The sequence below is a fragment of the Pseudomyxococcus flavus genome (assembly GCF_050038885.1).
In the GTDB taxonomy this organism is placed as follows: domain Bacteria; phylum Myxococcota; class Myxococcia; order Myxococcales; family Myxococcaceae; genus Myxococcus; species Myxococcus flavus.
In genome coordinates this window covers 721,663-747,238 of sequence record NZ_CP143624.1, presented here as the reverse complement: position 1 = coordinate 747,238, position 25,576 = coordinate 721,663, and the positions used below count along the sequence as shown (strand labels likewise).

Sequence of the window (25,576 nt, the reverse complement as noted above, 5' to 3'; positions counted from 1 at the left end):
GCAGGCACGGTGAACTAATTGAGTTCCATGAGCCAGCATCGTGTGGCTCAGCGTCGGAGCTTCAGATAGCCCTCCACGGCGTCGGCGATGGCTGCCTCGAGCGCCCCTGCGTCCGCGACGGGAGGGTCCAGCACCGCCGCGTGCACCAACGATTCGACCATTCGCAGCACCATGTGGGTCGCGAGCTCAAGGTCGTCACGGCCCAGTTGCGCGCGGTGTGCCTCGAGCAGGGCCTTGGAGCGCTCGAACAGGCGCCGCGCTGAGCGGCTCGCGCCAGCGGGCTTCTCGAAGTACGGGTACTCCACATGAAGGATTCGCTGCAGGCGAGGCTCGGCCCGGTGAAGCGCAAGCGCCGCCGTCACGATGTCTTCGATGGCCTCGCGCAGCGTCCGGCCTTGCGCCGCATCCAGCGCACGGTCCACGACGGCCTGCATTTGCAGGTAGTGCCGTTCATGCAGCGCGGTCAGGAGAGCGTTCTTGTTTGGGAAGTACTGGTAGACGGACCCCACACTGACGCCGGCTCGCTCCGCGACTCGGTTGGTGTTGGCGCCCTCATAGCCATGCCGGTCGAAAACGCGAGCCGCTGCCTCCAGGATGGTGTCGACCATGTGCATCGAGCGTCCCTGGCGAGGCTCTTTCCGAGGGGGCTCGGGGCTCCTCCCGGAGCGCCTCGAACGCGAGTTTCGTGCGGCAGTCGCGGTTTCTACATTGCGAGGCATGCAAAGACTCCTTCCTCCGCGTCTCGCGCTCATCCTGGCCGCATTGATGGTGGGCTTCGACAGATTTCTTCCCGGCCCGGAGCTGGTGCCTCCCGCGTTCCAGTGGCTGGGTTTGCTGCTGATTCTGCTGGGCCTTGTCGTCACCATTGCGGCTCGGGCCCAGTTCGCGCGGGTTCGCACCAATATCTACACCTTCCGCCAGCCGGACCGTCTGGTCACGGACGGACTGTTCCGCTTCACGCGCAACCCTATGTACCTGGGCTTCTCCGTGGCACTCGCGGGCCTCGCCGTCTTTCTTGGCTCAGGGCCTGCGATGCTCTGTGTGGCGGCCTATCTCGTCATTTCCGATCGCTGGTACATTGCGTTCGAGGAAGACATGATGCGCGCCCGGTTTGGCGAAGCATACCTGCAATATGCGCGGCGCACCCGACGGTGGCTCTGACGCGTGACAGCAGGCCGGGCCCCCTTGACGGAGGCCCGGCAGGTCCGACTCACCATCAGGCAAACCGGACCGCGGTCACCTCTCCCGGAAGAAGTCGAGTGAGGGGCAGTAGGTGGCGTACCCGTGCCCGGTGAGGGTGCCGTTCTCGTAGGTGCCGTTCACGTCGAAGGCCACGAAGTGCGACGCGGGAGGGGCTCCGTCCAGGACACAGGTGGGGCAGAGCGATGCCGCCGTGGGCGTGAAGGTGAGGCTCGTGCTGTGGAGGACGTAGGCCATGGTGAGCTCGCGCCCGAGGTCGACCAGCGTCGCTGTCGGCCCGCCCTCCGTTGAGCCCACCTGGGGCGTCGCGTCCACGGGCACATTCACCGCGTGGACGTTGACGAGTTGTGGCGGGACGGGCGAATCCTCGGAAGGGCACTCACCCGGTGCGCCGTTGTTGAGCTCGATCCACAGCTCCCACGGGTCCCCGGGGTTCTCCGGCTCCTCGTAGCCGAAGTAGGCGCTGGTCAAGACGCGCTGGTTCCCGTCCATCTGAATCGTGACGGCGGTCTCCTGGCACGCGCCCTCGCAGGTGGTGAATGGGTCGGGTTCCGTCCCTGCGTCCGGCTCAGTGCCTGCGTCGGGCTCGGTGCCTGCGTCCGGCTCGGTGCCAGCGTCGGGCTCGGTACCTGCATCGGGCTCGGTGCCTGCGTCCGGTTCGGTTCCTGCGTCCGGCTCGGTTCCTGCGTCCGGCTCGGTTCCTGCGTCCGGCTCGGTTCCTGCGTCGGGCTCAGTGCCAGAGTCCGGCTCCGAGCCTGCGTCGGGCTCAGTGCCAGAGTCCGGCTCGGTGCCTGCGTCGGGCTCAGTGCCAGAGTCCGGCTCAGTGCCAGCGTCGGGCTCGGTGCCTGCGTCCGACTGGAGGCCCGCATCCGGCTTCGGATCGTCATCGTCGGAACCACAGCCAGCAAGTGGGGGAACGACCGAGAGAGAGACAACCAACATGGAGAGAATCGAGCGTCGCAGGTTCATTTCGCGGATTGTCACGGGTTCTTCACGGAGAAGCGAGAGGAACCGACCATTCGCGTCACGGCGTCGTTTCTTCGAGATAGGCATTGAAAAACAGCGAACGCCGTTTCCCCAGGAGAGCTTCGTTCGCGCTCCTTCAGTTTCTCAGCCATTGGATGCGCACGGCTCCGGAACACCGCGTGCTGTGGAATGGGCTTTACGACGTCCGCCACGGAAGCCTCTGGCTCACCTTCAGAAGCCCGACGCGGCGAAGGTGAGGCGAATCCAGCGCGCGTCCATTGCCCGCACATCGATGGCCTGATTCGTCCCACCAGGGCAGGCGGCCTGGACTGGCGTGTACCTACGGGCGCAGCACGGCCTGACACAATTCCGACATGAATTGCGTTTCACACCGCACCTGGGAGGTGCGGTGCTTCGGCGGGACGTGTCTACATCCACGCCGCGTCACACCGGGGGCACAGCGTGGCGCGTTCGTACTCCGCACGCGGGCCTTCGAAGCCGCATGTGTAACAGGTCCGCTCAGGCTTCTGAGCGGGCACGGCCCGGGCAGGTGTGGGCGCCGTCCCCCAACTGGGCGCTGCGCTGGCGGCGGGGAGGGGCATTCCCGGCTCCCAGACGAGCTCGCATTGCAGCGCAGGCAGGGGCTCCAGCGGCCCGTCGACCACGGCGGCAATGAACGCCGTGGGAAGCGTGGCCGCCGCGTGGCGCTTCACGGTCAGGGCCCGGTCGAGCCCCGGGGAGGTCTGGGTGCCCATTCCCACGAAGAAGGAGACGCTCAGGCCTCCGGACAGCACGGAGTTGACCAGTGAGTCGCCCACGTCGATTCCCATCGAGACCTCGCTCGACATGGGCTTCATGTCGCTCTCCTTGGGCATCTCCAGGGTGTCGAAGAGCTTCCACGCGGGCCGCACACGTTCGGCCTTGGGGTGGAGTTCCGAGTCCACCTCGAAATGGACTTCATCGAACTCCGGCGGAAGTTCGAGCGGAATCCGCCACCGCACCACGCGGCCTCCCGCCAGGGACGGGAGGGGGAACTGGCCGAGCATCCGGTGTGCGGGGCCCTGCTTCTGCCGGCCCATGACCCGCACGGATGGTGGGGTGGCGGTGGGAGGTTCGAAAGCGCTCTGGAGCCACAGGACCGCGGTGGCCTGCCCGAGCGGATTGCGCGTCACGGGCTCCACGTGCAGGTGGACGGCGCCGAACTCCCGGGGTGGGCGTCCGACGTGGTCGAGGACATCCGCATAGAAGTCATCCATACCCCTTCATCTTCGCCGGGACGAAGGGAGGAGAGCCAGGGCGGCGGGAGGACACGGCCTCCGCTGGCGCTCACACCTTGTAAGGCCGCATGCTCCACCGTGTGAGGTACAGGGGGCACGGGGCGCGACCTGACCCGGGAAAGGAGGACACGGTGTGGCGCTGCGCGCCGCGCACCGGGAAGGCGCGGCCCTTCGGCTATCTCGGCGTATCGATGACCGTCAGCCGTTGCGGCTCCGGCGTCGCCCAGTTCTGCGGCGAATTGCCCGACATCGCGATTCCATCGAGCGTCACGTTGCTGTCGAAGAAGTAGAGGGCTCCGCCCTCTTGCGCCCGGTTGTTGCGGAACTCGCCGCCGCGGAACGTCCACTGGTTGCTGGCTGGCAGGTGGGCGGTATTGACCGCTCCGCCCACGCCCCCGAACTGGGTTCGCGGGCCGGTGCACTCGTTGTCGTGGAAGATGTTCCCGGTGGCGATCCCCGAGCTGGTCGGCGCAATCAGCATCAGCGCGCCGCCGAACGCGGGCGCCTTGTTGAAGCGGAACTCGTTGTAGTTCACGTTCACGTTCGCACGAGAGCCAATCCAGAGCGCGCCACCGGCGTTCTCGGAATACGAGCCCTCGTCACCCAAGCCATTCTCACCGCCATCCTTGTTGCCGTATTCGAAGATGCAGCGTTCGAGGAAGTCCTCTCCGGCATCTGACGTCGCGGCCAGCCGCAGCCCGGCCCAGCCGGTGGTGGGATTGTTGGCGGTGAAGACGATGGGGCGCTCGGCGGTTCCCTGCGCGGTGATGCGCCCGTGCACGGCGAGCTTGAAGTGCCCCATGAAGACCAGGCGGACGCCGGGCTCGATGGTGAGCCGGTTCCCCTCCGGTACCGTCAGGTCTCCCGTCACCTGGTACGGAGAGCCCGCGAGCGTCAGCGTGCGTGTCGTGAGGTCCCCGGAGAGGTCGGTCCCACCGGAAGTGGTCACAGTGACCGTGGTGTTCGCGGTGGTGCTGCCGTGCTCGTTGGTCGCCGTGAGTGTGTACGTTGTCGTCACTGTCGGCCGGACCTGCGTCGCGCTTCCGCTGACCTCACCCACGCCGGAGTTGATGGAAACGGTCTTCGCGCCGGTGACCTCCCAGGAGAGCTCGACGGACTCGCCTGGAGCGATGGTCGCGGGGGTCGCGCTGAAACGCAGAACGTTCGGACGGTCCGATACCGGTTCCGATGAGCCACAGGAGGCGGCGACCGCAACCGTCGCCGAGAAAGCCAGGAGGAGAAGACACGAGCGGAGCATGCGCACGTTCTATCTCAACGAGGGGGGCGCCCGATAATGGGTAAGAAAAACAAGACGCCACAGCCAGGGCGGTGGGCGGGGGCTCTCCGAGGCGGCCTCCGCACCTGACGCGGCCGCCGGACCTTCGCTGATGCTCGCGGCAAGGGAAGGTCCGGGCGGAGTCGGGGCAGGGACTCCACCCTGCCGCGTTCACTTGTTGCGTGGCGTCTCGCTGACCCAGCGGAATCCGCGGCTCTTGACGAGCTCCAGCTTGGATGCGTCCTGTCTCGCGAGCAGGACCCGCAACGAGCGGTCGCCGAAGATGCCCTCCAGAATCAGGGTGTCGGCGTCCAGGCGGGAGTAGCTCAGGATCATCGGTACGTGCCCGTTCTCCATGGCGGCCAGGGTGAGGCCCTGTTCCTCGGGGCGCAGGGTCACGCGGTAGCGCATCCAGGAGTCGTCCATTCGCTGAATCGCTCCATGACTCAAGGCCTCGAAGACGACCCGCTTCCACCGCGTCGCGTCCGTGGCAAGTGGGGGCACCTCTTGCCCGTCCCACGTGAATGACTCGACCGTGTAGATGCCGTACAGCTCGGACCGCGGCGCGTCCTCGCCCCACAGCCTCCGGTCCTCGAGCTTCTCCGCGGTCATCGACACCGCGCACCAGCCGAGGAACAGGACCTTCACTGCCCGTCGTCCCCACTCCATCCAGGGAAGCGCGAACGGAGTCCGGAGGGGCGCTGGCGCGGTGGGGCGATTCAGCACCAGGAAGTCGATCAGGCGCCGGGCATCGGGCAGCAGGAGGACCACGGCCACCAGTAGCAGGTGCGACGAGCCCATCTTCACCGACACGTCATAGGCAAAGTTGAGCATCACCACGTTGCTCATGACGCCCACCACCACCAGGGCGCCCAGCGTGGTCGTCCGCCGGAAGCACAGCAGCACGGCGCCCAGCACTTCAGCGCCGCCGGTGAAGAGGTTGTACCCCGGCGAGTACCCCATGAAATCCCACATCAGGCCCATGGGGGACGCATCGCCCAGCGGCCGGAGCAGCTCACGGAGCTCGGGGAATCGAAACTGCGTCATCAAGACCTTGGCCAGTCCATAGGACAGCATGGCGGTGGCCAGCATGTAGCGGAGGTAGACGCGCAGCCCCTCGTGGAGTCGCGAGTCCTCGCCCCGGCACCGGTCCGCCACGGACCAGACGAGCGTCACCGCCACGGCGACCACCGCGAACAGCAGCAGCTTGACGTAGTCGAACGTCGTGTCGCTGGTCCCGCCGAAGGGAAAGTCGACGATGTCCAGGCCCAGGGCGTGCGTCCCCACCCAGGGGATGACCGTCTCCCAGAACGCTGCAAGGCTGTCGTGAAGCCAGCCGAAGCCCGGCACCAGGTCCAGCGGGAACGGAAAGCCGTAGAGGACCAGGTAGACGAAGGTCCACCGGAACGCGATGCGTCGTCCGAGCCCCCAGGCCCGCGCCGCTGGAGCTCTCGGAGGGGGCTCGGCCGCGGGGGCCGGCGTGGGTGGAAGGGGGGGATTGGGCTGGGCCTCGAGCACGTGCATGTCCGGGATTTTCTATACGCGAGGCCCACCCGCAAATCGGCGGAAGCCATTCACATGCGGATGAGGGCTCGTACGTCCCGGGACAGCGGCTCCGCATCCGCCGCGTCTGGGTGACACCTGGACGGACCGCCGGTGTTCCCAGACAGCCACCTACCGCGGGGACACAGACATGCTTCGCAAGCACATCATCGTGGGGCTGACCGGTGCCATGGCACTCGGCGGACTCCCGGGCTGTTCGGACTCGGAGCCGGAAGAGGCGCTCCCCTCCGCGGAGGCGGAGACCACGGCGGCGCAGGCCGCGCGTCTGCGGAGCGCCGCGGAGGGCAAGCGGCTCTTCAGCGAGCCACTGCCGCACACCAACGGCCGCTCTTGTGCCACCTGCCACGTCCTCGACGATGGCCTGGCGCTGTCTCCGGCGAACGTCGCCGCGAGGCTGGCGACGCGGCCGGACGATCCACTCTTCAATCGGCTGGATGCGGACGACCCCACGGCGGAGACGTTGACCTTCGAGAACCTGAAGCGGGGGCTCGTTCGCGTCATCTTGCCGCTGCCGGCCAACATGGACGTCATCGACATCGAGGGCAAGGTCATCACTCCGGCGGACCGGAAGATCTCCGTCTGGCGGGCGGTGCCCAGCGTCGCGGACACGGCCCTCACCGCGCCGTTCCAGTTCGACGGCCGCGAGGCCACGCTGGAGGAGCAGGCGCAGTCTGCCATTACCAGCCACAGCGAGGGCGGGACGGTCGCCCCCTCCGTGCTGCGGCACATCGCCGACTTCCAGCGGAACGAGTTCACCTCGGGCCGAGCCCGCTTCGTCGCGGGACTGCTCGACTTCGGCGTGCCGATGGACCGGATTCCGACGCCCGAGGACTTCATGTGGCTCACGCCCCAGGAGCAGCGCGGCCGGGAGGTCTTCCAGCGCGCTTGTGAGGGCTGCCACGGTGGCGCCGCCACGAACCAGATTGTCGACGCCGAGCTTCACCAGCAAGTCGCCGCCACGGGCCCGGTGCTCAAGCCGGACGGCAACATCGTGTTCACCCTGGACCCGGTGGCGGGCCCCGTTCCCGTCTTCGCACCGCGGGCGAACAGCAAGTTCGTCAACGCGGGCTTCGGCACCTTCACGTACCTGGGACAGCTGGGGCTGTTCCCCGCGTACAACGCCTCGCTGGAGCTCCCTCGCTACCGCTTCCGCTTCTACACGGATGCAACGCGCCAGCACGCCGTGACGGAGCTGCCGCCCATCCCCGTGACGGCGAGCGGTGACCCCTTGGACCCAACGCCCGCGCTGGACGCGCATGGCCTGCCAATCGTCGGCCCCAACCTGATTCCGCAGTGGTTCACCACCGACCCCGGACGCGCGCTCATCACCGGCAACCCCGAGGACTTCGAGGCCTTCGACCTGCCACCGCTCCGCGGCATCGCGAAGACGGCGCCGTACTTCCATGACCACGCCTTCGAGACCCTATCGGACGTCGTGAACGCCTACAGCCAGCTCATCCTGCCTCTCGTCCCCGCGCTGGCGCTGCCGCCCATCCATCCCTCGGAGGTGCCGGGGGGCGGCCTCGAGTCGCTCAGCGCCCGGGAGAAGCAGGACCTGCTGCGGTTCCTCGAGCGACTCTGAGGAACGACTCAACCCGCGGTGTAGCCCCCGTCGATGGGGACGACCGCGCCCGTCATGAACGTGGCGCGGTCAGAGAGCAGAAACGCGACGAGCTCGGCCACCTCTTCGCGAGAGGCGAGACGCTTCATCGGGTGGGCCTCCGCCATTGCGTCGAGCACGTCCTGCGGCGACGCGAGCATGCGGGGCGTCGCCACGTATCCCGGGGCGATGCAATTCACGCGCACCCGGTGGCATGCGTATTCCAGTGCGGCGCTCCGGGACAGGCCCACCACCGCGTGCTTGGCCGCGGTGTACGCGGACATCCCGGCCAGGCCGACCACCCCATTCGCCGAGGAGAGGTTGACGACCGCGCCCCCACCGCTGGCGACGATGCGCGGCAGCTCCGCCTTCATGCAGAGGAACGTTCCGGTGACGTCGACGTCGATGACCTGCCTCCAGTCTTCGGCGGGAACGTCCTCGACCCGCGTGCCCGCAGGGCCCGTGATGCCGGCCGCGTTGGCGGCGAGGTGGAGTCCGCCGAAGGCTTCGCAGGCCAGGTCCACCGCGCGCGCAACGTCGCGCTCGTCACGGACCTCGACCTCCATCGCCCGTGCACGCGCCGACCCCAGGGCTTCGGCGAGCGACATCAGGGCCGCGCCATCGTGGCCTGCAAGCACGACCTTCGCGCCGCCTGATACGAGGCGTCTGGCGATTGCCTCGCCAATTCCGGTGGCAGCGCCGGTGACCAGGGCGACCCTCCCCTCGAACTCTCGAGTGACAGTTTCGATGTGCCCCCTGCTCGGGGCGCTCAAAGTCTCTGAAGGATTCATGCGCCCATGTTCGGGCGCTGCTCAGCGAGCCGTCTTGGAAGAACCCGAAACCGACTCGACAAAGGCCGTAGGTGAGAGACCGAGCAGGCCGCGAAACTCGTTCGCCAGATGCGCCTGATCGTAGAAGCCGTGGTCGAGCGCCAGCTCCGCCCAGCGTGGCGACGGGCTCCGCCTCAGGGCCCGCAGGCACGCATGTACCCGGGCGAGCCTGCGGTAGGCGCGGGGTGTCAGTCCTACCTCCGTCTCGAAGAGTTGCTGCAGACGCCGCTCACCAAGTCCGAGCGCTGCCGCGGCTTCCCGGACCGTGCGCCGTCCCGTCCTCAGCAGGCGCAGTGCGTGAACGGCCCGGGTTCGCTCCGAGGTCTTCGCGCGAGCCAGTCGCGCCGAAAGCAGCGATTGCACGAGCACGGAGCGCGCGTGGTCGTCGCATGCCGTCGCCAGCTTTTCGGAGACCGAGGCGATGTCCCGCGGCCACAGGGACTCGAGGGGAATGCACTGGTCCCGAAGCGCTCGTGCCGGCACACCGAGGAGCTCGAACGCCGCGCCGGGATGCAGCGTCACGGTGAGGTTGGCGATAGCACCTTCGAGCCGGAGCCGCGTCGGCTTCGTCGATGGACCTGCGGCCCACGCCTGCCCGTGCCTCGAACCCAGGTCGAACATCAGCCGGACCGCACCATCGGGGAGGACGTGCTCGAAGGCGACGCCGGAGATGTCGTCGCGGTAGACCTCGACATGCGCGACATGGTTCGACAGGGCCGCGAGCACCGAGCACTCGGCCAGGGTGCCGCGCGGCACGGAGGTCTCGGGCGCGTAGAGGGGATCGCCCTCCAGACGGATGTAGAGACGCGCGTCAGCCGGACTCATCCATTCCATGCTACCGCAACTTCCATCAGCCCCGGCGCTCGCCGGGCATCCGTGAGGCTCCCTCCGACGCCATCCTGCCTTGCGATGCCGCCGTGGCGCTCCTCGCCCTGCGAAGTCAACCCGGCTGAGCTCGAGCCGCCCGCCTCACCGGTGCGGCGGGCCGTGTGCCCCACCTGTCCGTAGAACCCGGATAAGCCCATTCGTGCTAGCTTCATGAGCGTGGCCCTGGCCCCGCCGAATCGTGGACCGGGTGTCAGGGGTGCTTGGGATGCATGGGGCGAACGCCGAGTCCTTCGAGATTGTGTTGCAGTCCGCCGGCGAGCTGTCCTCCGCCCGCCTCCGCGAAGCACCGGGAGCCAGAGAGGCCGTGGCGCGTGCCGTCTCCCAGGCCGCGGCCCTCCACGACGCCGCGCCAGAGCCGACGGCCTTCGCGCGACACCTGGGGCTCCAACTTTCGCGCGCGGCCGACCCGATGGTCGCGCTGGAGCGGCTGCATGCCCGCGACCTCGCGCTCGCGCTCTCCTGTGTACAGGGGCTGCCAGCGGCCCGTGCGCTCCTGGAGCAGGAGGTCCTCCTCAAGCTGCGTGTTCCTCTATCCCGCATCCACCCGTCGCCGGTGTTCGTGGACGAGGTGCTGCAGGCGCTCCGGGCCAACCTCCTGATGCCTCGCGCGGAAGCCCCATCACGGCTGCTCGGCTACGCGGGAGTGGGCCCGCTGCTGCACTGGGTGAGCATCTCCGCGACGCGGCTCGCGCTGCGGATGCGCAAGGCGCTGGGAGAAGAGTCGCAAGTCGAGGCCGAGGTGCTCGCCGCGCACCCGGCGCCGGGAGGACTGGAGCTGGGCTTCGTCCGCGAGGAGGCCCGGGGCCATGTGCGCGCGGCCTTCATCCGGGCGGTGGCGTCGCTGGATGACGAGGACCGCGAGCTGCTGCGACTGCACTTCGTCGAGCGCCTCTCCCTGGAGCGCATGGGCGGCCTGTTCGGCCTGCACAAGTCCACCCTCTCACGTCGGCTCTCCGCGGTGCAGGCGCTGCTGGAGAAGCGGACGCGGCGCTTGCTCGCAGAACGTCTGTCGCTGCCCGAGTCGGAAGTGGACAGCGTGATGCGCGCCATTCACGGCCGGTTGGACTTGAGCCTCTCGGGCCTGCTGGAGGGGCGCGAATGAGCTGCCCTGACGAGAACACGCTCTCGGGTTATGCGAGCGGGGCGTTGGACCCGGAGGGCACGGCGAGCGTGCGCCAGCACGTCGCTGACTGCTCGGAGTGCCGGAGCGTGCTCGCCGCGCTGGGCGGGCTGGAGCTGCCTCCACCGCTGGTCGACACGGGGCTGCTCGTCTCCGGCGCGCGTGTGGGGCGCTACATGGTGCTCGGGCTGCTCGGCGAAGGAGGCATGGGGCGCGTCCATGCCGCCTACGACCCGGAGCTGGACCGCAAGGTGGCGCTCAAGCTGCTGAACCTCACGAGGCTCGGGGAGGGCACCCTGGTCCAGGCGCGTCAGCGGCTGGAGCGCGAGGCCCGCACGATGGCCCGGCTGTCGCACCCTCATGTCGCCCGGTTGCATGACGTGGGGGAGTTCCAGGGGCAGCTCTATCTGGTGATGGAGCTCATCGAGGGCGGCACGCTCCGACAGTGGCTGGCGGAGAAGCCGCGCACGCGCCGGGAAATCCTCGCGCGCTTCATCCAGGCGGCGGATGGGCTCGCGGCCACCCACGCGCTGGGCATCATCCACCGCGACTTCAAGCCCGACAACGTGCTGCTGACGCGAGACGGGCAGGTGCGCATCACCGACTTCGGCCTCGCCAACGCCGCGGGGGCGTTGGGGCCACCTCGGGAGGACGCGGCTTCCGTCTCCAGCGAGGCGCCGCTCACCGTCACCGGAACGTTCCTGGGGACCCCCGCCTACGGCGCGCCGGAGCAGCTTCGAGGTGAGCGGGGAGATGCCCGCTCGGACCAGTTCGCCTTCTGCGTCGCCCTCTACGAGGCGCTCAACGGGCAGCGGCCCTTCGCGGGCGCCACGCGCGAGGAGCTCCTGGCATCCATGCAGCGCCAGGAGGTGCGTCCGGAGAAGCGGGACGTGCCCTCGTGGCTCAAGGCCGTGGTCCGGCGAGGCCTCTCCGTGGACCCGTCGCGGCGCTTCGAGTCCATGGAGGTCCTGCGGGGCCGTCTCTCTCGGGAGGTGGGGGCCTGGAAGCGGAGCGCCGCCACGGCGGTGCTCGCGGGCGGGCTGGTGGGACTGGGGTGCCTCGTGCTGGGGCCTTCATCGGCGACGCCGAGCGAGACCTGTCAGGGCAGCGAGCGGCACCTCGCGGGAATCTGGGATGCGTCCGTGCGGGAGTCCACGCGTCAGGCTTTCTTGAGGACGGGTGACCCCTCCGCCGAGGCCTCGTTCCAGGCCGTGGCCTCCACGCTGGACGCGTGGACGCAGGACTGGACGCGCGCGCATCAGTCCGCGTGCGAGGCGACGCGTGTCTTCGGCGAGCAGTCGGAGGCGGCGCTGGAGTTGCGGATGACGTGCCTGGACCAGCGGCTGGGAGAGCTGTCGCGGCTGACGGTGGCACTCCAGGGCGCGGACGCGCGGACGGTGGAGCGGGGCTTCGGGCTAGGGGGCTCGCTTGGGGGCGTGGCCCGATGCGCGGACGTGCGCACGTTGCAGGAGGCCGTGTCTCCTCCGGAAGACCCGACCGTCCGTGCGGAAGTGGAGGCGGTGCGCGCGGAGCTCGCGCGGGCGAACGCGGAGATGCTCGCGGGGCATTCCGCCGAGGCGCTGCGAATCGCGCTCCCCGCCCGTGCGCGTGCGCTCGCCACCCGCCATCGGCCCCTGGAGGCGGAGGCGCATCACCTCTGCTCGCGCTTGCAGGAGGACACCGAAGCGTTCGAGGACGCCCGCGTGTCACTGGCCCAGGGCTCGCTGGCGGCCGAAGCAGGGCGGCATCTGGGGGTGCTCGCGCGGGTGCTGCTTTCCCAGGCCTGGCTGCATGCGTACTTCCTGGGGCGTCCGCAGGAGGCGTGGCCCTACTTCCAGCGCGCGCGTGCCGTGGCGGAGACGCTGCGAGACGCCGAACTGGAGATAGTTCTGAACCAGATGCAGGCGCAGCTCCTGGAGCAGGAGGGACGCTTCTCGGAGGCGGAACCACTGCTGCGCGCGACGATGGAGGCGGCCCGCGCGCGGGGGCAGACGTTCGCGCACGTGGAGCTGAGCAACCGGCTGGGGCAGCTGGCACGACAACAGGGGCGGCTGGTGGAGTCGAAGCGTTGGCAGGAGGAGGCGCTGCGGCTCAGCGAGGCGCACTTTGGGCCAGCGCACCCGAACACGGGACGGGCCCTGGTGAACCTGGGGGCCACGCTGGTGCCCCTGGGCGAGCTGGCGAGGGCCGAAACCGTCCTTCAACGGGCGCTCGACATCCTTCGCCGGACGCAGGACGACGAGAACCTGTCGGTGGCCCGGGCCTTGTCCAACCTGGCGTTCGGCTACTTCGAGTGGGGGCATGCGGCCCAGGCGCGGGAGGCCGCGGAGGGGAGCTGGGCCGTGGCGCTCAAGAGCGTGGACGCCGACAGCCCGGTGCTGCTGGGGATCAAGTCGAACCGGCTTGGCGTCCTGGGCGAGCAGGGCGAGCGTTTGCTGGAACTGGAACACGTCCGCGGCGTCCTGGCGTATCGTGAGCGCGCCTATGGTGCCTCACACCCAGAGGTGGCCCTCGACGCACACGAGGTGGGCAGGGTGCTGCGCCTCCTGGGGCGTTCGGACGAGGCTCGCAGCTTCCATTCGCGCGGCGTCTTGATCCAGCGGCCCCTGGCGGACAAGGGCGAGTTGGACAGCGTGGGGCTGCGCTACCTGGCGGATGCCCTCCTTTTCCTGGGGCACGTGGAGGAGGCCCGGCGCCACGTGGAGCAGGCGCTCGCGGCCACGGAGCGGGACCTGGGGCCTTCGTCGTCCGAGCGTATCGAGGCGCTGCTGGTGCTGGGGGACGTCCATCTCGCTCGAGGCCAACCCGCCGCGGCACTGACGCCGCTGCGGACCGCGCTGGAGAGCCTCACGGCCCGGCAGGTGGTCTCCGCGCGCGTCCCCAGGGTGCGCCGCCGGCTCGCGCGCGCGCTCCGGCTGACGGGCGCGGTGGAGGCGGCCTGCGAGGAGGCGCGGCGCGCCTGGGCGGAGCTGACCGTGTGGAGCAAGGCCTACGTCCAGGAGACGAAGGAGGCGCGAGCCGAGCTGGGGCATTGTCGCGGGTAGCGGTCGGTTTCAGGCTGCGGCTTCTGCCAGCGGCCTCCCCCCGTCAGCGGCGGCGTTCGTGCCCCGGCGACTCGCTCAACGTCGTTGTGTCCGGGCGTTCGGAGTGCTCCCTGGCGCGTCGAGGACACCCAGTACCAGGTCGCGCGTCACGTCGAGCACCGTGTCGAGAGGAACTCCTTCGGGGCGCTCGAACGCCGCAGCGTGGCTCACTGCCTCGAGGGCCCGGGTCAGGACGAACAGCCGTGCCTCGGCCTCCGCGGCGTGTGCGAGCTCGCGACGTCGCTGGAGGAAGTGGATGAATGCCGTACCGGCGCGCGCACGGAGCGCTTCGATGGTGGCGCTTCGCTTCGTGACCTCCACGTTCTTGACAAGCTCTCGATGCAGGTCGGCGGGGAGTCCCGGGGTCTTCACGAGGACCTCGATGATGGCCCTCACCGCGTCGGGAAGTGGCGAGTCAGCATGCAACGCGAGGGTCCGCTCGAACGCCTCGGCGGTGATGTGGGCCCAGCGCTCGATCAGCGCGCCCACGATGGCTTCCTTCCCCGCGAAGTAGCGGTACACGAGTGCGATTTCACGCCCGCAACCTCAGCGATGCGATTGGTCGTCGTCTTCGCATAGCCATCCTTCACCATCACCCGCTCGGCCGCGGTGAGGATGCTGTCGACCGTGAGCTGGGCGCGCTGCTGGCGGGGGTGGATGCGGCGGCGCGTTCGATCTCGAGGAGGCACGCGGCAAAAGTAAGCCATTTCGGCGCGAGGGGCGCTCCCGGAGCGGAAACATCCGATGGGAACCTGAGTGGTGGCCTGCCCGGAAACGCCCCATCGTCCGCTCCATGAATGAACGACCCGTTGCACTCATCACAGGCGCTTCCTCGGGGTTCGGTGCTGTCACCGCGGCCCGATTCAGGGAGCACGGCTTCCAGGTGTTCGGCACCCGACGTGCTGGCGGAGACGGCTTCCTCCCGCTCGATGTCGACTCCGATGTCTCCGTGGGCGCGTGCATCGACGCGTTGCTGCGGCAGACGGGGCGCATCGATGTCCTCGTGAACAACGCGGGGCGCGCCATGGTGGGGGCATGCGAAGAGACGAGTGCAGCCGAGGCGCGCGCCCTGTTCGAAACCAACGTGTTCGGAGTCATGCGGGTCATCAACGCCGTACTTCCGTCCATGCGGGAACGGGGCGCAGGGCGCATCATCAACGTGGGCTCGGTGTCGGGCTTCGTTGGCGTGCCGTTCCATGGTGCCTACGCGGCGAGCAAGCATGCGCTGGCCGGTTACACGGAGGCACTCCGGGTGGAGCTTGCGCCGCTGGGCGTGCAGGTTTCGCTCATCGAGCCCTCCGCGCACCGCACCGGAATCCAGATGGTGCGACCGCGTGAGACGATGCCCCTCTACGACGAGGGGCGAGAGCGCGTCGAGTCCATCATCCGACGGCAGATTGAGACGGGCGATGCCCCCGCTCGGGTGGCGGAGGCGATTCTTCGCGCCTCGACTGCGCGAGCGCCGGCGGCGCGCTACCGTGTGGGAGGCAAGGCCGTCTTCGCCACGGTCGCGCGTCGCTTCCTGCCGATGGCGGCATTCGAACGAGTCCTCGTGCACGAGTTCGGTCCCCGCTGAGCGCGAAGCAGACTCGAATCATCCCGGCCCAGCCGGCATCACACCGGCGGAACGAATCGCGAAGGGCCTCCACGAAGTCCTGGGGAAGGGGGCCATGCAGCAGCGCGGCGGCCTCTGTCTCCGCGAGCTGCAGCCCCCATGTGACAGGCAACAAAGCCGAGCACGGACGCCTGCAGTCCCGTCCTTCCCAGGGGGCGACGCTCCATGGAACTTCCTCGCGCGCGGCTGGGTGTAGCCACGCGTCAACTGGAGTTCACAGCGCGTCGCAGGGGCGATGACACGGCTGCGCGATACGTCTCGGCTCAAAGCGGGCAAGGCGGCGAGCGGCGAACCTTCTCTCCGGTTTTACCGGCGCGAAACATGCCGAGGTTGGCGCGTGCACTCGCTCCCGAGAATGGTTAAAGCCCGAGGCGCTCCATGACTCCGCTCCTCGTGCAACGCATCTCATGCCTCGTCTCTGTCGTCGTGCTCGTCGCTGGAGGCGATGCAGGCGCTGCACCCGCGGATGCGCCGCTGGCGTGCGCGGAGTGTGTCGAGGTCGCTCCCGCGGAGCCCCGGCTCCTCGTTCCGGAGCTCGTGCACCCACCTCGCCGCGTCATCTGGAACGCGCCTGACGGCGGCGGCCGCAACTTCCTCGTTCCCATCGTGGAGCTGAGTGCCCTCCACGGCATCTTCTGGGGGACGGCGAAGGTCCTCGGCAAGCCCTACGCGGACATCTCGCTGGAGACCATGCGTCGCAACCTCCGCGACGGCTGGGTGTGGGACGAGGACGCGTTCGCGACCAACGCATTCGGACACCCCTACCAGGGCTCGCTGGCCTACACCGCGGCGCGCTCGAGCGGCTTCGGCTTCTGGGGCTCGGTCCCCTTCACCGTGGCGTCAAGTGTGTTGTGGGAGCTGTTCATGGAGTCCGAGTCCCCATCCACGAACGACCTCATCACGACGTCCATCGGAGGCGTCGTGCTGGGCGAGGTCCTGCATCGCACCGCGCTCGCCATCCTCGACGAAGGCGAGCCCTCGCTGGCGCGCTCGGTGGTCTCGTTCCTCGTCGAGCCCGTGGGCGGCATCAACCGCTACCTCTTCGGCCGCCGCAAGAACGACTTCTTTCCGGTGCCGGGCAACTTCATCCACTTCGTGGCCGGCGTGACGAGCAACGTCGACAACTACAACGACATCGACGGCACGCGCTTCGATGTTCCCAACCAGCTGGAAGGGCACCTGGGCGTCGAGCTCGTCTATGGGCCCCCGCAGCTCAACGCGGGCGACTATGACCAGCCCTTCGACTACTTCACCCTCTCCGCGCGTCTGGGCATCTCGCGCGACACGCTGACGGTGGGCTTGTTCAGCCGGGGGCTCCTCTTCGGCGACCGCTTCCAGCTCCGCTCCATTTCGGGGCTCTGGGGCCTGATGGCGGGCTACGACTTCGCCAATCCGAACACGCTGCGCGTCTCCTCGGTCAGCCTCGGCCTCGGCGGCGTGGCCCAGGTTCCGCTCACGCCGCAGCTCACCCTGGATTTCGCGACGAACATCGCAGGCGTGCCATTTGGCCATGGCGGCGGCCTCAACTCGCCAGAGTCCGCCCGTGACTACCACTACGGGCCCGGGGCGCAGACCGTCTTCGAGCTGGGCCTGGTGCGGCGGGGCGTCGGACGCGTCGGCGTGTCCGTGCGCAACTACCTCATTTCGGGCGCCTTCCTCGGAGAGGGGGCGGAGCTCATCACCTATGCCACCGCGCGGGCCGAGCTCCTGCTCGCCGGGTTCCATGGCGTGGCGCTCGAAGCCTTCGTGGCCAACCGCGCGGGCCAGTTCGGCAGTGTCTCCGACACGATCCGCCAGCGCGCGACACAGATTCGGCTGTTGTGGACGCTCTCGAAGGGCGTGGGCTTCGGAACGCGCTGAGGATTCCCGGGACGTCGACAACACGCGTCCCGGGGTTCGAGCCCGAATAACGCCCGTTGCGGACGCCCCATGACTGCACGCAGGGGGAGGGTGTCCCCCTGCGTGGTACCTCGAGCGATGGCTACTGCTTGCGATAGCAGAAGTACACGGGGTAATCGACGCCGGAGGTTGCCAGTATCTGGACCGCCTTGAAGCCATCCGGGCAAGACGCCAGACCGGTGAGGGGGTTCACATACGGGCCGCCGCTTCCTTCGCCGTACATGCCGCCGAAACGGTTGGGCGACGGCTGATGCACGTTGTAGCGGCGGTGGCAGTATCGGAGGTCGTAGTCGACGCCCAAGGCACAGCGCAACTTCACTGACTCCGACAGTCGAATCATGAAGAAGGGCGCAAGCTTCGAGCAGGCCTACAACGCGCAGGCGGCGGTGGACTCGGCGCACCAGGTGAATGTCGTCCAGGCCCTCACCAACCAGCCTCCGGACGCAGAGCACCTGCCGGCCCTCGTGGACCGGGTGGCCGCCTGGCCGCCCACCTCGAAGAAGTGCCTCGGAAGCTGAGCGCGGACGCGGGCTACTTCTCCGCGAAGAATGTGCGCTGGCTGGAGTCGGTGGGCGTCGAGCCGTACATCGCGACGGGCCGACTGAAGCACGGAGAAACGCCGCCGAAAGTCAGAGGCCGTCCGCCCTCGGGACTCACCCCCAAGGAGCGGGTGGCCCGGAAGCTGGCGACGAAACGAGGCAAGGAGGTGTACCGGATGCGCAAGGCGATTGCGGAACCCGTCTTCAGCCAAATCAAAGAGGCACGCGGAATCCGTGCCCTGCTGCGACGAGGCCTGACGGCAGCCCGGGAGGAATGGGCCCTCATCTGCGCCACCCACAACCTCCTCAAGCTCTTCCACGCGACGGCCGCAGAGCGGCCTGCCGCGCACCCCACTGGCGGCTGGCGAGTCTCGTCAAGCCTCGCTCCGATGCCCATTACCGCTACACACTCCTAGCGCCGGGTGGTCCGCCTGGCCTGGAGGTCATGGGGCTCCTGAAGAAGCAGGCGCTGCGCCGGACCATGTGCTGAGCCGTTTGCGGCTCCAGCGGCAGTGGGCGAGAAGGGGAGGAGGCCAGGCTCAATGCCGACCCGCGATGGTGCCGCGGGCCGGCTTCGCTTTCGCAACCTCAGCGAACTTCGAGCTCGTAGATGCGCGTCGCCGGGTCGCCGTTCTGGGTCGGCGTCGTCACGTTGAGTCTGATGTAGCGCGCAGCTGTCGCGGTGAGCGCATGGGTCGAGCTGCTGCCGGTGTTGGTGCTCACCGTGACGGGCGTACTCCAGGTGGTTCCATTGCTCGAGGTCTGGATCGTGAACGCCCTGGTGTTCCAGCTCGTCGATTCGCCACCCGCCCCCGCATGCTGAATCGTGAAGCTGCTGACCGTCTGAACCGAACCCAGATCGACCTGCATCCACGCCGGCGAGGCCAGTGAGCAGAACTTGTCGGTGGTGCCGCCCGAAACGCTGCCGTTGACCGCCTTGGCCGCCGATTCATTGCTGTTGCAGGGCGTGGAGCTGGTGGTAGGCCTGTTCAACGCCAGATTGGCGAAGCCCGAACCGACGGACACCGTCTGGGACTTCGTATGGCTCGCGCCGCCGTTGTCGGTGACGGTCAGCGTGACGGTGTAGTGGCCCGCGCTCGCATAGGTGCGCGAAGGGTGAGTCGCGGTGGAGGTGCTGCCGTCGCCGAAGTTCCAGCTGCGCGAGGCGATGGTGCCGTCGGCATCGGTGGACGCATCGCTGAAGGTCGCGGTGAGGCCGCTGGCGGTGACGCCGAAGTTCGCCACCGGCGGGGTATTGCCGCTGACCGCGGTGTTGATCGCCGCCGCATACTGCGCGGTCGTTCCCTGCGCGCTGCACTGCTGGATGTCGTCATACAGCCACATGAAGCCGCCGCTGATGCCGGCGCTCGCCTTCCAGTTGCTCATCCGGGTCTGCACCGAGGCCGGGCTGTCGCCTGATGCGCAGCCACTGCCGTGCCTGGACCACAGGCCCGGAGCGACGGTCATGCCCATGGCGGTGTTCCAGCTCGCCGGGTTGTTGCCGGCGCCGCCGGCGTACACCTGCAGGTAGATGCGATCGACGGCACTGCCGAGGTTGTTCCTGAGGTTTCGCCAGAACGTCTGCTGCGTGTACGGCGCGAAGGTGATTTTGTAGCCCATCCCGATGAGCATCTGGCTGAAGGTCGTGGTCGGAGCCAGGTCATAGGCGCTTTCGTCGTCGAAGTTCACCGCATCGGCGCCGGTGGCGGCCTTCAGCGCCTGGAAGTTCCTGTATAGGATGCTGTTGCTCCCGGTGCCGCAGACGATGGTGGTGCCGCAGCCGGGAGCGGTGCCGTTGACCAGTCGAATCATGCGTTCAAAGTCCGGAACGCCCCAGGCGCCGATCGACACCTCGATGCGATTGACAGAGGTCGGCGCTGTCTTGAGGGTCGCCAGGCGGGTCGGCCACGCGGGATCGCCCATGTAGGCGCCGTTCTTGACGACTGGAATGTCGTTGTAGATCAGGTCGCCATTCTCCTCGATGTGGAAGCTCCACAGGATGACCGTGGTGAACCCCGAATTGCGCAGGTCATTCATCACCGCGGTACCGCCAGAATAGAACGGGCCGCCACCGTAGATGGCCGAGTACGCGCTGGCGTCCGGAGCGGCGATAGCCAGGGCAAGCGCGGCGAGTGCTGGCAACAGGCGGCGGCGAGAAACGGTCGGCGTGGGCTGATTCGGTCTCGACATGGAGCGGTCCTCTGCATGGAATGACGCGATGGACGGCGATGTGCGTCTGCATGTGAGAGCCATTGCGATTGCTCGCACGCGACGCGCTTCTTCGGGTCGCCAGCGATGGCGACGGGTCGACATTGGGAGCGATGACTCCGCCATGTCAATCTTTGGGGTGGTTCAAGTCTGGCAGGAACGTTTGAATACGGGTGTCGGCGGCGGGCCTGAGTGGGTTGGACAGGTAGCGCCTGCCGCAACGCTTGCGGAGGGCCTGGAGTCGGGCGGCGAAGACGCTCGCTGAGCACAGCTGCGGCTGGTGGGGCAGGGCGCCCACTGGGCCTGTTGCTCGCCGCTATCTCCAGGCCGTGGCTCTCGGAGTGCGTGGCTGTGGAGATGCTCCGCACGAAGCGCCCCGGTGTGCGAGAGATGAACCGCGCTGGCCGGTGCCGCAAGGAGGGAATGGGATGGGGACAGCAGAAGATGTGAGTGTTAAGTAGTCATGATTGGGGCTTGGTGGCTTTGCCGCCTCTCTGTGAATCTCATACGGTCCCATTCATCTCTACCTGGAGGAACCATGGCCGCACTGTCTGCTGTGCTTATGACGTCGCTGGGGCTGATGCTGGGAACTGCTGCTGGGGCTACCGAGGCAAGCAGGGCAGACGAGCCCCAGGCCGAGAGGGCAGATACTGATTATCTCTGTCTCGAGCGCGCTCGGTACATTTATTACAGTGACCCGAGTTATACGACGGCAGTGGGAGAGGATTATTGTGAGTGCGGGCGTCTGGCAGAGCATACGGGAAGGCGCACGCCATATGTGCAAGTGCTGTATGCCGAGCCTTGTGATGGCATGGCTCGAGACGTCACGTCAGAGGTCGAGTGATAGGGGAGCCGCAGCGCGTTTCCGTCCTGCGTTGCTGGCGCCGCATCCGGGCTGAACACTGATTGAGCGTGCCGAGGCATCATCGGGTCTCGGCATGTAGAGCATCCAGGTCGGCGCCGCGTCCCGTCAGCGCCAGCTCGGGACTGCGTGGTCGCTCCGCCAACTTGTCGACCAGGGGCCTCACGGCGAACTGATACTTCCAGTGTGTGTCGGCTGCCCGCTCACGCAGGCACTGGGAGTCTGGAGGCATGCGGCGAGCATCCGGATCGAGTAGAAGGCTCTGTCGCCACGCCAGGAGCGCCCCGACGATGCTGCATCTGCTGTGTCTGAAGTACCGGGAATCAGAAGCCGCTGCCGCGCCCTATGTCGCCGACCATGTCCGCTTCCTCGAGCGGTATCACGGTGCCGGGACGTTCATCCTCTCCGGCCAGACGGTGCCGACCTCACTGGGCGGGGTCATCGTTGCGAGGGGGATCGATCGCGCGGCCGTGGAGCGTATCGCCGCCGAGGACCCGTTCGTTCTCGCTGGCGTCGCGGAGTACACCATTCTCAGTATCGAGCCGGGCCGGGTCCACCCCGCGCTCGGTGTCCTCCTGGACGTGGACGCCCATCGCATTCGAGGCTGATTCAAAGCCCCCGCCCACCCCCCTGCCTGGCGGCCTATCGGTTATCTGCCCCGAGCGGAAGTCGCCGCCCTACCACGGGTGGAGCTGGCCCGGCGAGCCACGCTCCCACTCCTCCTGCGAGTACCACTGCACAGCGCCCAGGTCACACTCACTCTCCAACCACTCCTCGATGATCTCGGACACCGTGATATTCCCTGAGTGTTGGAGGAGCCATCGGCTTGGGGCGTCGCCAACGGGTTTGGCTGTCACTTCGTGGAAGCTATTTTCGGTCCAGGAGAACGAAAAGGATGCGCCGGAGGCGCTCGTCATGACAGGGGTGGTTCGATAGCTGGGCGAATGACCCATCAGCCAGTGTCGGAAGCGCTCGAGCACCGAGGGTGACGCCCAGGCGCGGGCATCAAGGCTCTGTGCTTCGATGGAGGTGTGGTTCCGCACGACAGGGTGGATGCCTGCGGGCAGAGGCGCATCGCACGCGTCGCCTGCTCCCGCTTCCGTGAGCCGGCGCAGGATGACGGGGTCGGCGCCTCGGTAGCGGATGCATTCGATCTCCTGACAGCGGATGACCCTGAGCACGCGGTCGACTTCCTCGGGACGGGTGGGCTGCCGATGGACGTAGCAGTGGTCACCATGTCGGCCGTTCACGAACGAAAACGTCTCGGGCGCCAGGTGCGTTGGAACACCGCACGCGGTGCAGCACTGGTCCACGACATAGAAGTCCCCAGCCACGTTCTTCGGATGGGGAACGTTGTGTTCCGCCATGCGTTTCTCCTTGAGCGCGTGCATGCTGACGTGTTGCAGGATACCAGCCCAGGGGTTACCGCTCCCGGGAAGAGTCCACCGCCTGCGCTTTGAACGTGCGCGTGAACCGCGCCCGAGCCCGCGGCCGTCTTCTGCAGGCCCATTCCCGGAGGGCCCCGTCACGCCGACGGGCTCGGGCCCGGACCCGTCGCTGGACAAAAAGGGCGGCTCACGGGCCCGTGCCGAGGTCTCCGGTGTCGGTGCACATCCAGGGGCACTCCGCAAGACAGGCCTGATGCGCCTCTTGGTGCGTATGGATGCCGACGGCGCAGGCATCCGGCCATGCGTAGGGATACGGGTGGCCACGATAGCCACACTCGAAATAGGCATACACACAGGACTGCTCGAGGCCCTCGGTCGCCGCGTCCGTGTTCGGCGCGTCCTGCGCCGGGCGACCGCAGCCCACCCAGGACACAAGGCCAGCAACGAAGCCCACTGCGATGCGTCCCATCTTCATCTGCGCCTCCTTGGAGAAGGCATAGGATGTCTGAAGTGGCGGCTACCGGTCTATTCTGGAGTCAGGTCGGGCTGTCTGGCGGGGCGGTGGGATGGAGCCGTCGTTTCAGCGCTGAGGAACTGCACCATGAACGCATCAAGATTGGCGCCGTGCGCCCTCCTTGTTTTTTCCCTCGGGCTGGCGTGTGCCAGGGAGTCCAGCCAGGAGGTTCCCGAGGAAGCGCTCCCTGGCACCCCCGATTCGGGCGTTCGTCCCCCGGGAGGTGACGGCACGGAGCCAGATGCGGGGGCTGATGACGCGGGTGTCCCAGATGCTGGCAGTCCGGACGCCGGGGCGTCCCCCATCACGAGCGCCCGGGTCTTCTTCTCTGGCCACAGCCTGCTCGACAACCCCATGCCCGACCATTTCGATGACATCGCCACGAGCCGGGGCAAGGACTTCAACTGGAACCAGCAGAACGTGATTGGCTCCCCCCTTCGGGTCCGGACCTGGGGCAATGGCGGTTGGGAAGGGTACCGCTCGGGCAAGAACCGTGTGGGCGACAACATGGACGTGGTCCAGGAGCTGCTGTCCCCCCAGACGCTGGGGCAGGGCGAGCGATACGACACCCTCCTCATCACCGAGCGGCATGACCTCCTGGGCACCGTCGAGTGGGAGAACACCATCGGCTACTTGCGGCACTTCCATGACCGTTTGATTGCCGGGAACCCGCAAGCCGTTACGTATTTCTATCACACGTGGCTGGATATCGATAAGGCCAACCCGGCTCAGTGGATCGCCTACGAGAAGAACGCTCGGGTCGCCTGGGAGTGCGTGTCCTCGAAGGTGAACCTCACGTTGCAGGCCGATGGTCGGGCGGACCGCGTGCGGGCGCTCCCCGGGAGCACGGCGCTGGTCGAGCTGGTGGAGCGTGTCATCGAGAACGAGGTTCCCGGCATCAGCGGTTCGACCTCGCAGAAGCTCGACAGGCTCTTCAGTGACAACGTCCACCTGACGTCCCTGGGGGCGTACTACATGGCCGCGGTCCACCAGGTCGTGTCCCTATAAGTGTGTAGGAGGCCGGCTCCGAGTATTCGCAGAGCCGGCAAGGAGCGGGGAAGCTCCTCGGTGAACCCAACCACCGAAACCTCCCGGCCAGGGGAGGCCCAAGGAGTTCCCCGTGAAGAAGGCTACCGAGTTTGCCCCTCCCACCCAAGAGGAGGTGGGTGCGGACCTGCGCGCGCTGTTTCTCCAGGCCATCCACATGACGCTGACAGTGCTGCTCGAAGAGGAGGTGGAGCGACTGGTAGGGGTCGGCCGCTTCGAGCGTGTGGAGGGCCGACAGGACTCGCGCAACGGCTACTACCGGCGCGGCCTCACCACCTCGGTGGGAAAGCTGGAGGTGGAGGTGCCACGCACTCGCGGTCGCGGAGGCGCGGGAGCCGTGCTCGGGCGCTATCGGCGGCGCACCGAGGAGGTGGACGACGCCATTACCGCGGCCTACGTGCAAGGCGTCTCCACCCGGAAGATGGGCAAGGTGACGGCCGCGCTCATGGGAGGGGGCGTGGGCCGCTCCACAGTGAGCCGGGTGACGAAGTCCCTGGAAGAGAAGGTGGAGGGCTTGAAGAGGGCCCGCCTCACGCAGGCCTTTCCCTACGTCTACCTGGACGCCACCTTCCTCGATGCCCGGTGGGCCCGCGCGGTGGAGAACGTTTCGGCCCTGGTGGCCTACGGCGTCGGCGAGGACGGGCATCGGCACCTGCTCGCCGTCACCCTGGGGCCCAGCGAGTCCCAGGCCAGCTGGGAGGAGCTGCTCGAACAGTTGGTGGACCGAGGCCTGGGCGGCGTGCGCCTGGTCATCGCCGACGGCCACTCGGGCCTGGAAGCCGCTGTGCGCCGGCTGCTGCCAGAGGCTCGCCAACAGCGCTGCACCGTGCACCTGACTCGAAATGTGGCCGCCAAGGTGCCTCAGCGCGTGCGCCAGCGCGTCGCCCGTGAGGTGTCCGCCGTCTTCAACGCGCCCAGCCGCAAGGAGGCCAAGGTCCGCATGGAGGCCTTCAAAACGGGACTGGGCGCCCAACTGCCCGAGGCCGTCGCCTGCCTGGAGAAGGGCTTCGCTGCGGCTACCGTCTTCTACGAGTTCCCCCAGGGGCACTGGCGCCGCCTTCGCTCCACCAATGGCCTGGAGCGTCTGCACGGAGAGGTGAAGCGTCGCATCCGCAGCGTCGGTGCCTTCCCAGATAGAGCCAGTGCCCTGCGCCTCATCACCACCGTCGCATGGGAGGTCTCCAGCGTCTGGAGCGACCGCCGCTACCTCGACATGTCCCTGCTCAATCCCACCCAAGAACAGCCCGTTCAGCAGCTCTCCTGAAGCACACCGAGGCCCTCCCCCCGCTCCCCCCTCCTACACACGATTCGGGACTTGACCGTCCACCATGCGTCCGTGTTCCGGGAGTCGCCCGAAGGGGCCCTGGTGCCGCCTGGCGAGAACGCGGCGACCGTCCAGGCCCTCCAGCGAATCGCGTGGGACTTCGTGAGCGCCTATTACGCGCAGCCTGACGCGGGAGAGCGGACGATGGCGGACTGCCGCACGCGAATCCCCCGGGATGTCTGCCCTGGCTTCTGGGAGCTCCAGGGGGAACCCGGGAACGTCGAGGGCTGCCAGCGCTACTTCGGCGAGGCGGCTCCGGGGTCAGGTGGAAATCCCTTCGTCTGGCCCGACCCGAACTGGCAGCCGCTGCCCCCTCCGTAGCCACGACGCGGGGCTTGCCGCGGCGACGGGCCCGTCTCTCCTCATCCGGCTGGGCG

General features: G+C 67.9%; 25 protein-coding genes. 12 read left to right on the top strand and 13 right to left on the bottom strand.

The annotated features are described in order from the left end of the window. Window positions 1-47 precede the first annotated feature (47 nt). Complete coding sequence (locus tag VZL07_RS03000; protein ID WP_426753810.1) at window positions 48-608, bottom strand: TetR/AcrR family transcriptional regulator; 561 nt, start codon at window positions 606-608, stop codon at window positions 48-50. Window positions 609-717: 109 nt separating this feature from the next. On the opposite strand from VZL07_RS03000, the gene VZL07_RS02995 reads away from it, so the two are divergent. Beyond that, window positions 718-1,161 carry a methyltransferase family protein gene (locus VZL07_RS02995; protein WP_426753809.1) on the top strand — a complete coding sequence of 148 codons (444 nt, stop codon included), beginning with the start codon at window positions 718-720 and terminating at the stop codon, window positions 1,159-1,161. A gap of 75 nt (window positions 1,162-1,236) precedes the next feature. Here VZL07_RS02995 and VZL07_RS02990 read toward each other — a convergent pair whose 3' ends face one another. The 4 genes from VZL07_RS02990 to VZL07_RS02975 form a co-directional block, all read right to left on the bottom strand. Beyond that, entirely contained in the window at window positions 1,237-2,142 is a 906-nt protein-coding gene (locus VZL07_RS02990; protein WP_426753808.1) for a hypothetical protein, read from the bottom strand. Window positions 2,143-2,594: 452 nt separating this feature from the next. Continuing rightward, entirely contained in the window at window positions 2,595-3,422 is an 828-nt protein-coding gene (locus VZL07_RS02985) for a hypothetical protein (RefSeq protein WP_426753807.1), read from the bottom strand. A 196-nt stretch (window positions 3,423-3,618) separates the two neighbouring features. After that, window positions 3,619-4,701, bottom strand: coding sequence for a hypothetical protein (locus VZL07_RS02980; RefSeq protein ID WP_426757223.1), 1,083 nt, complete (start codon window positions 4,699-4,701; stop codon window positions 3,619-3,621). A 189-nt stretch (window positions 4,702-4,890) separates the two neighbouring features. Continuing rightward, window positions 4,891-6,243 carry a hypothetical protein gene (locus VZL07_RS02975; protein ID WP_426753806.1) on the bottom strand — a complete coding sequence of 451 codons (1,353 nt, stop codon included), beginning with the start codon at window positions 6,241-6,243 and terminating at the stop codon, window positions 4,891-4,893. A gap of 169 nt (window positions 6,244-6,412) precedes the next feature. Here VZL07_RS02975 and VZL07_RS02970 point away from each other — a divergent pair, with 169 nt between their 5' ends. Further along, the gene (locus VZL07_RS02970) at window positions 6,413-7,864 is read left to right on the top strand and encodes a cytochrome c peroxidase (protein ID WP_426753805.1); all 1,452 of its coding nucleotides are present in this window, start codon (window positions 6,413-6,415) and stop codon (window positions 7,862-7,864) included. Window positions 7,865-7,872: 8 nt separating this feature from the next. Here VZL07_RS02970 and VZL07_RS02965 read toward each other — a convergent pair whose 3' ends face one another. Next, window positions 7,873-8,673, bottom strand: a complete 801-nt coding sequence (locus VZL07_RS02965; RefSeq protein WP_426753804.1) for an SDR family NAD(P)-dependent oxidoreductase — start codon at window positions 8,671-8,673, stop codon at window positions 7,873-7,875. A 21-nt stretch (window positions 8,674-8,694) separates the two neighbouring features. Further along, window positions 8,695-9,546 carry a helix-turn-helix domain-containing protein gene (locus tag VZL07_RS02960; RefSeq protein WP_426753803.1) on the bottom strand — a complete coding sequence of 284 codons (852 nt, stop codon included), beginning with the start codon at window positions 9,544-9,546 and terminating at the stop codon, window positions 8,695-8,697. Between the two features lie 259 nt (window positions 9,547-9,805). Here VZL07_RS02960 and VZL07_RS02955 point away from each other — a divergent pair, with 259 nt between their 5' ends. After that, complete coding sequence (locus VZL07_RS02955; protein WP_426753802.1) at window positions 9,806-10,702, top strand: transcriptional regulator; 897 nt, start codon at window positions 9,806-9,808, stop codon at window positions 10,700-10,702. After that, complete coding sequence (locus tag VZL07_RS02950) at window positions 10,699-13,764, top strand: protein kinase domain-containing protein (protein ID WP_426753801.1); 3,066 nt, start codon at window positions 10,699-10,701, stop codon at window positions 13,762-13,764. Before VZL07_RS02955 ends, VZL07_RS02950 begins: the two co-directional genes overlap by 4 nt. A gap of 75 nt (window positions 13,765-13,839) precedes the next feature. On the opposite strand, the gene VZL07_RS02945 is transcribed toward VZL07_RS02950, so the two are convergent. Continuing rightward, window positions 13,840-14,292 carry a hypothetical protein gene (locus tag VZL07_RS02945; RefSeq protein WP_426753800.1) on the bottom strand — a complete coding sequence of 151 codons (453 nt, stop codon included), beginning with the start codon at window positions 14,290-14,292 and terminating at the stop codon, window positions 13,840-13,842. Beyond that, window positions 14,280-14,510 (bottom strand): TetR family transcriptional regulator, encoded by a 231-nt coding sequence (locus VZL07_RS02940; protein ID WP_426753799.1) that lies wholly within the window; start codon window positions 14,508-14,510, stop codon window positions 14,280-14,282. Before VZL07_RS02940 ends, VZL07_RS02945 begins: the two co-directional genes overlap by 13 nt. Window positions 14,511-14,596: 86 nt before the next feature. On the opposite strand from VZL07_RS02940, the gene VZL07_RS02935 reads away from it, so the two are divergent. Both VZL07_RS02935 and VZL07_RS02930 read left to right on the top strand, forming a co-directional pair. Beyond that, entirely contained in the window at window positions 14,597-15,379 is a 783-nt protein-coding gene (locus VZL07_RS02935) for an SDR family NAD(P)-dependent oxidoreductase (protein WP_426753798.1), read from the top strand. Window positions 15,380-15,796: 417 nt separating this feature from the next. Continuing rightward, a complete protein-coding gene (locus VZL07_RS02930) occupies window positions 15,797-17,278 on the top strand; it encodes a DUF3943 domain-containing protein (protein ID WP_426753797.1) in 1,482 nt (493 codons plus the stop codon). A 121-nt stretch (window positions 17,279-17,399) separates the two neighbouring features. Here the strand turns inward: VZL07_RS02930 and VZL07_RS02925 are convergent, their stop codons facing one another. Beyond that, a complete protein-coding gene (locus VZL07_RS02925; RefSeq protein ID WP_426753796.1) occupies window positions 17,400-17,657 on the bottom strand; it encodes a hypothetical protein in 258 nt (85 codons plus the stop codon). Here VZL07_RS02925 and VZL07_RS02920 point away from each other — a divergent pair. Both VZL07_RS02920 and VZL07_RS02915 read left to right on the top strand, forming a co-directional pair. After that, window positions 17,656-17,835: a hypothetical protein gene (locus VZL07_RS02920; RefSeq protein WP_426753795.1), complete on the top strand. Its 180-nt coding sequence runs from the start codon at window positions 17,656-17,658 to the stop codon at window positions 17,833-17,835. The two genes, VZL07_RS02925 and VZL07_RS02920, sit on opposite strands and share 2 nt — an antisense overlap. After that, window positions 17,820-18,272, top strand: coding sequence for a transposase (locus VZL07_RS02915; protein WP_426753794.1), 453 nt, complete (start codon window positions 17,820-17,822; stop codon window positions 18,270-18,272). The genes VZL07_RS02920 and VZL07_RS02915 overlap by 16 nt, the downstream gene beginning before the upstream one ends. Before the next feature lie 172 nt (window positions 18,273-18,444). Here the strand turns inward: VZL07_RS02915 and VZL07_RS02910 are convergent, their stop codons facing one another. Then, a complete protein-coding gene (locus VZL07_RS02910; protein ID WP_426753793.1) occupies window positions 18,445-20,046 on the bottom strand; it encodes a PKD domain-containing protein in 1,602 nt (533 codons plus the stop codon). A 1,170-nt stretch (window positions 20,047-21,216) separates the two neighbouring features. On the opposite strand from VZL07_RS02910, the gene VZL07_RS02905 reads away from it, so the two are divergent. Further along, the gene (locus tag VZL07_RS02905; protein ID WP_426753792.1) at window positions 21,217-21,534 is read left to right on the top strand and encodes a YciI family protein; all 318 of its coding nucleotides are present in this window, start codon (window positions 21,217-21,219) and stop codon (window positions 21,532-21,534) included. A gap of 69 nt (window positions 21,535-21,603) precedes the next feature. Here the strand turns inward: VZL07_RS02905 and VZL07_RS02900 are convergent, their stop codons facing one another. Further along, entirely contained in the window at window positions 21,604-22,317 is a 714-nt protein-coding gene (locus tag VZL07_RS02900; RefSeq protein WP_426753791.1) for a ferredoxin, read from the bottom strand. Window positions 22,318-22,501: 184 nt separating this feature from the next. After that, the gene (locus tag VZL07_RS02895; RefSeq protein WP_426753790.1) at window positions 22,502-22,789 is read right to left on the bottom strand and encodes a hypothetical protein; all 288 of its coding nucleotides are present in this window, start codon (window positions 22,787-22,789) and stop codon (window positions 22,502-22,504) included. Window positions 22,790-23,182: 393 nt separating this feature from the next. Between VZL07_RS02895 and VZL07_RS02890 the strand changes: the two genes are divergently transcribed. From VZL07_RS02890 to VZL07_RS02880, 3 genes are all read left to right on the top strand, one after another. After that, complete coding sequence (locus tag VZL07_RS02890) at window positions 23,183-23,836, top strand: hypothetical protein (RefSeq protein ID WP_426753789.1); 654 nt, start codon at window positions 23,183-23,185, stop codon at window positions 23,834-23,836. Between the two features lie 112 nt (window positions 23,837-23,948). Continuing rightward, window positions 23,949-25,139 carry an IS256 family transposase gene (locus VZL07_RS02885; protein WP_426749971.1) on the top strand — a complete coding sequence of 397 codons (1,191 nt, stop codon included), beginning with the start codon at window positions 23,949-23,951 and terminating at the stop codon, window positions 25,137-25,139. A 51-nt stretch (window positions 25,140-25,190) separates the two neighbouring features. Then, window positions 25,191-25,520, top strand: coding sequence for a hypothetical protein (locus VZL07_RS02880; protein WP_426753788.1), 330 nt, complete (start codon window positions 25,191-25,193; stop codon window positions 25,518-25,520). The last annotated feature ends 56 nt before the right edge of the window (window positions 25,521-25,576 follow it).

Bases quoted from the DNA above. Each gene is read 5' to 3' on its own strand.
- VZL07_RS02905 (WP_426753792.1), top strand. From the start codon at position 21,217: ATGCTGCATCTGCTGTGTCTGAAGTACCGGGAATCAGAAGCCGCTGCC.
- VZL07_RS02980 (WP_426757223.1), bottom strand. From the start codon at position 4,701: ATGCTCCGCTCGTGTCTTCTCCTCCTGGCTTTCTCGGCGACGGTTGCG.
- VZL07_RS02935 (WP_426753798.1), top strand. From the start codon at position 14,597: ATGAATGAACGACCCGTTGCACTCATCACAGGCGCTTCCTCGGGGTTC.
- VZL07_RS02925 (WP_426753796.1), bottom strand. From the start codon at position 17,657: ATGATTCGACTGTCGGAGTCAGTGAAGTTGCGCTGTGCCTTGGGCGTC.
- VZL07_RS02940 (WP_426753799.1), bottom strand. From the start codon at position 14,510: ATGGCTTACTTTTGCCGCGTGCCTCCTCGAGATCGAACGCGCCGCCGC.
- VZL07_RS02965 (WP_426753804.1), bottom strand. From the start codon at position 8,673: ATGAATCCTTCAGAGACTTTGAGCGCCCCGAGCAGGGGGCACATCGAA.
- VZL07_RS02950 (WP_426753801.1), top strand. From the start codon at position 10,699: ATGAGCTGCCCTGACGAGAACACGCTCTCGGGTTATGCGAGCGGGGCG.
- VZL07_RS02995 (WP_426753809.1), top strand. From the start codon at position 718: ATGCAAAGACTCCTTCCTCCGCGTCTCGCGCTCATCCTGGCCGCATTG.
- VZL07_RS02990 (WP_426753808.1), bottom strand. From the start codon at position 2,142: ATGTTGGTTGTCTCTCTCTCGGTCGTTCCCCCACTTGCTGGCTGTGGT.
- VZL07_RS02910 (WP_426753793.1), bottom strand. From the start codon at position 20,046: ATGTCGAGACCGAATCAGCCCACGCCGACCGTTTCTCGCCGCCGCCTG.
- VZL07_RS02895 (WP_426753790.1), bottom strand. From the start codon at position 22,789: ATGAAGATGGGACGCATCGCAGTGGGCTTCGTTGCTGGCCTTGTGTCC.
- VZL07_RS02985 (WP_426753807.1), bottom strand. From the start codon at position 3,422: ATGGATGACTTCTATGCGGATGTCCTCGACCACGTCGGACGCCCACCC.
- VZL07_RS02975 (WP_426753806.1), bottom strand. From the start codon at position 6,243: ATGCACGTGCTCGAGGCCCAGCCCAATCCCCCCCTTCCACCCACGCCG.
- VZL07_RS02920 (WP_426753795.1), top strand. From the start codon at position 17,656: ATGAAGAAGGGCGCAAGCTTCGAGCAGGCCTACAACGCGCAGGCGGCG.
- VZL07_RS03000 (WP_426753810.1), bottom strand. From the start codon at position 608: ATGGTCGACACCATCCTGGAGGCAGCGGCTCGCGTTTTCGACCGGCAT.
- VZL07_RS02970 (WP_426753805.1), top strand. From the start codon at position 6,413: ATGCTTCGCAAGCACATCATCGTGGGGCTGACCGGTGCCATGGCACTC.
- VZL07_RS02890 (WP_426753789.1), top strand. From the start codon at position 23,183: ATGCCCGACCATTTCGATGACATCGCCACGAGCCGGGGCAAGGACTTC.
- VZL07_RS02900 (WP_426753791.1), bottom strand. From the start codon at position 22,317: ATGCACGCGCTCAAGGAGAAACGCATGGCGGAACACAACGTTCCCCAT.
- VZL07_RS02955 (WP_426753802.1), top strand. From the start codon at position 9,806: ATGCATGGGGCGAACGCCGAGTCCTTCGAGATTGTGTTGCAGTCCGCC.
- VZL07_RS02960 (WP_426753803.1), bottom strand. From the start codon at position 9,546: ATGGAATGGATGAGTCCGGCTGACGCGCGTCTCTACATCCGTCTGGAG.
- VZL07_RS02930 (WP_426753797.1), top strand. From the start codon at position 15,797: ATGACTCCGCTCCTCGTGCAACGCATCTCATGCCTCGTCTCTGTCGTC.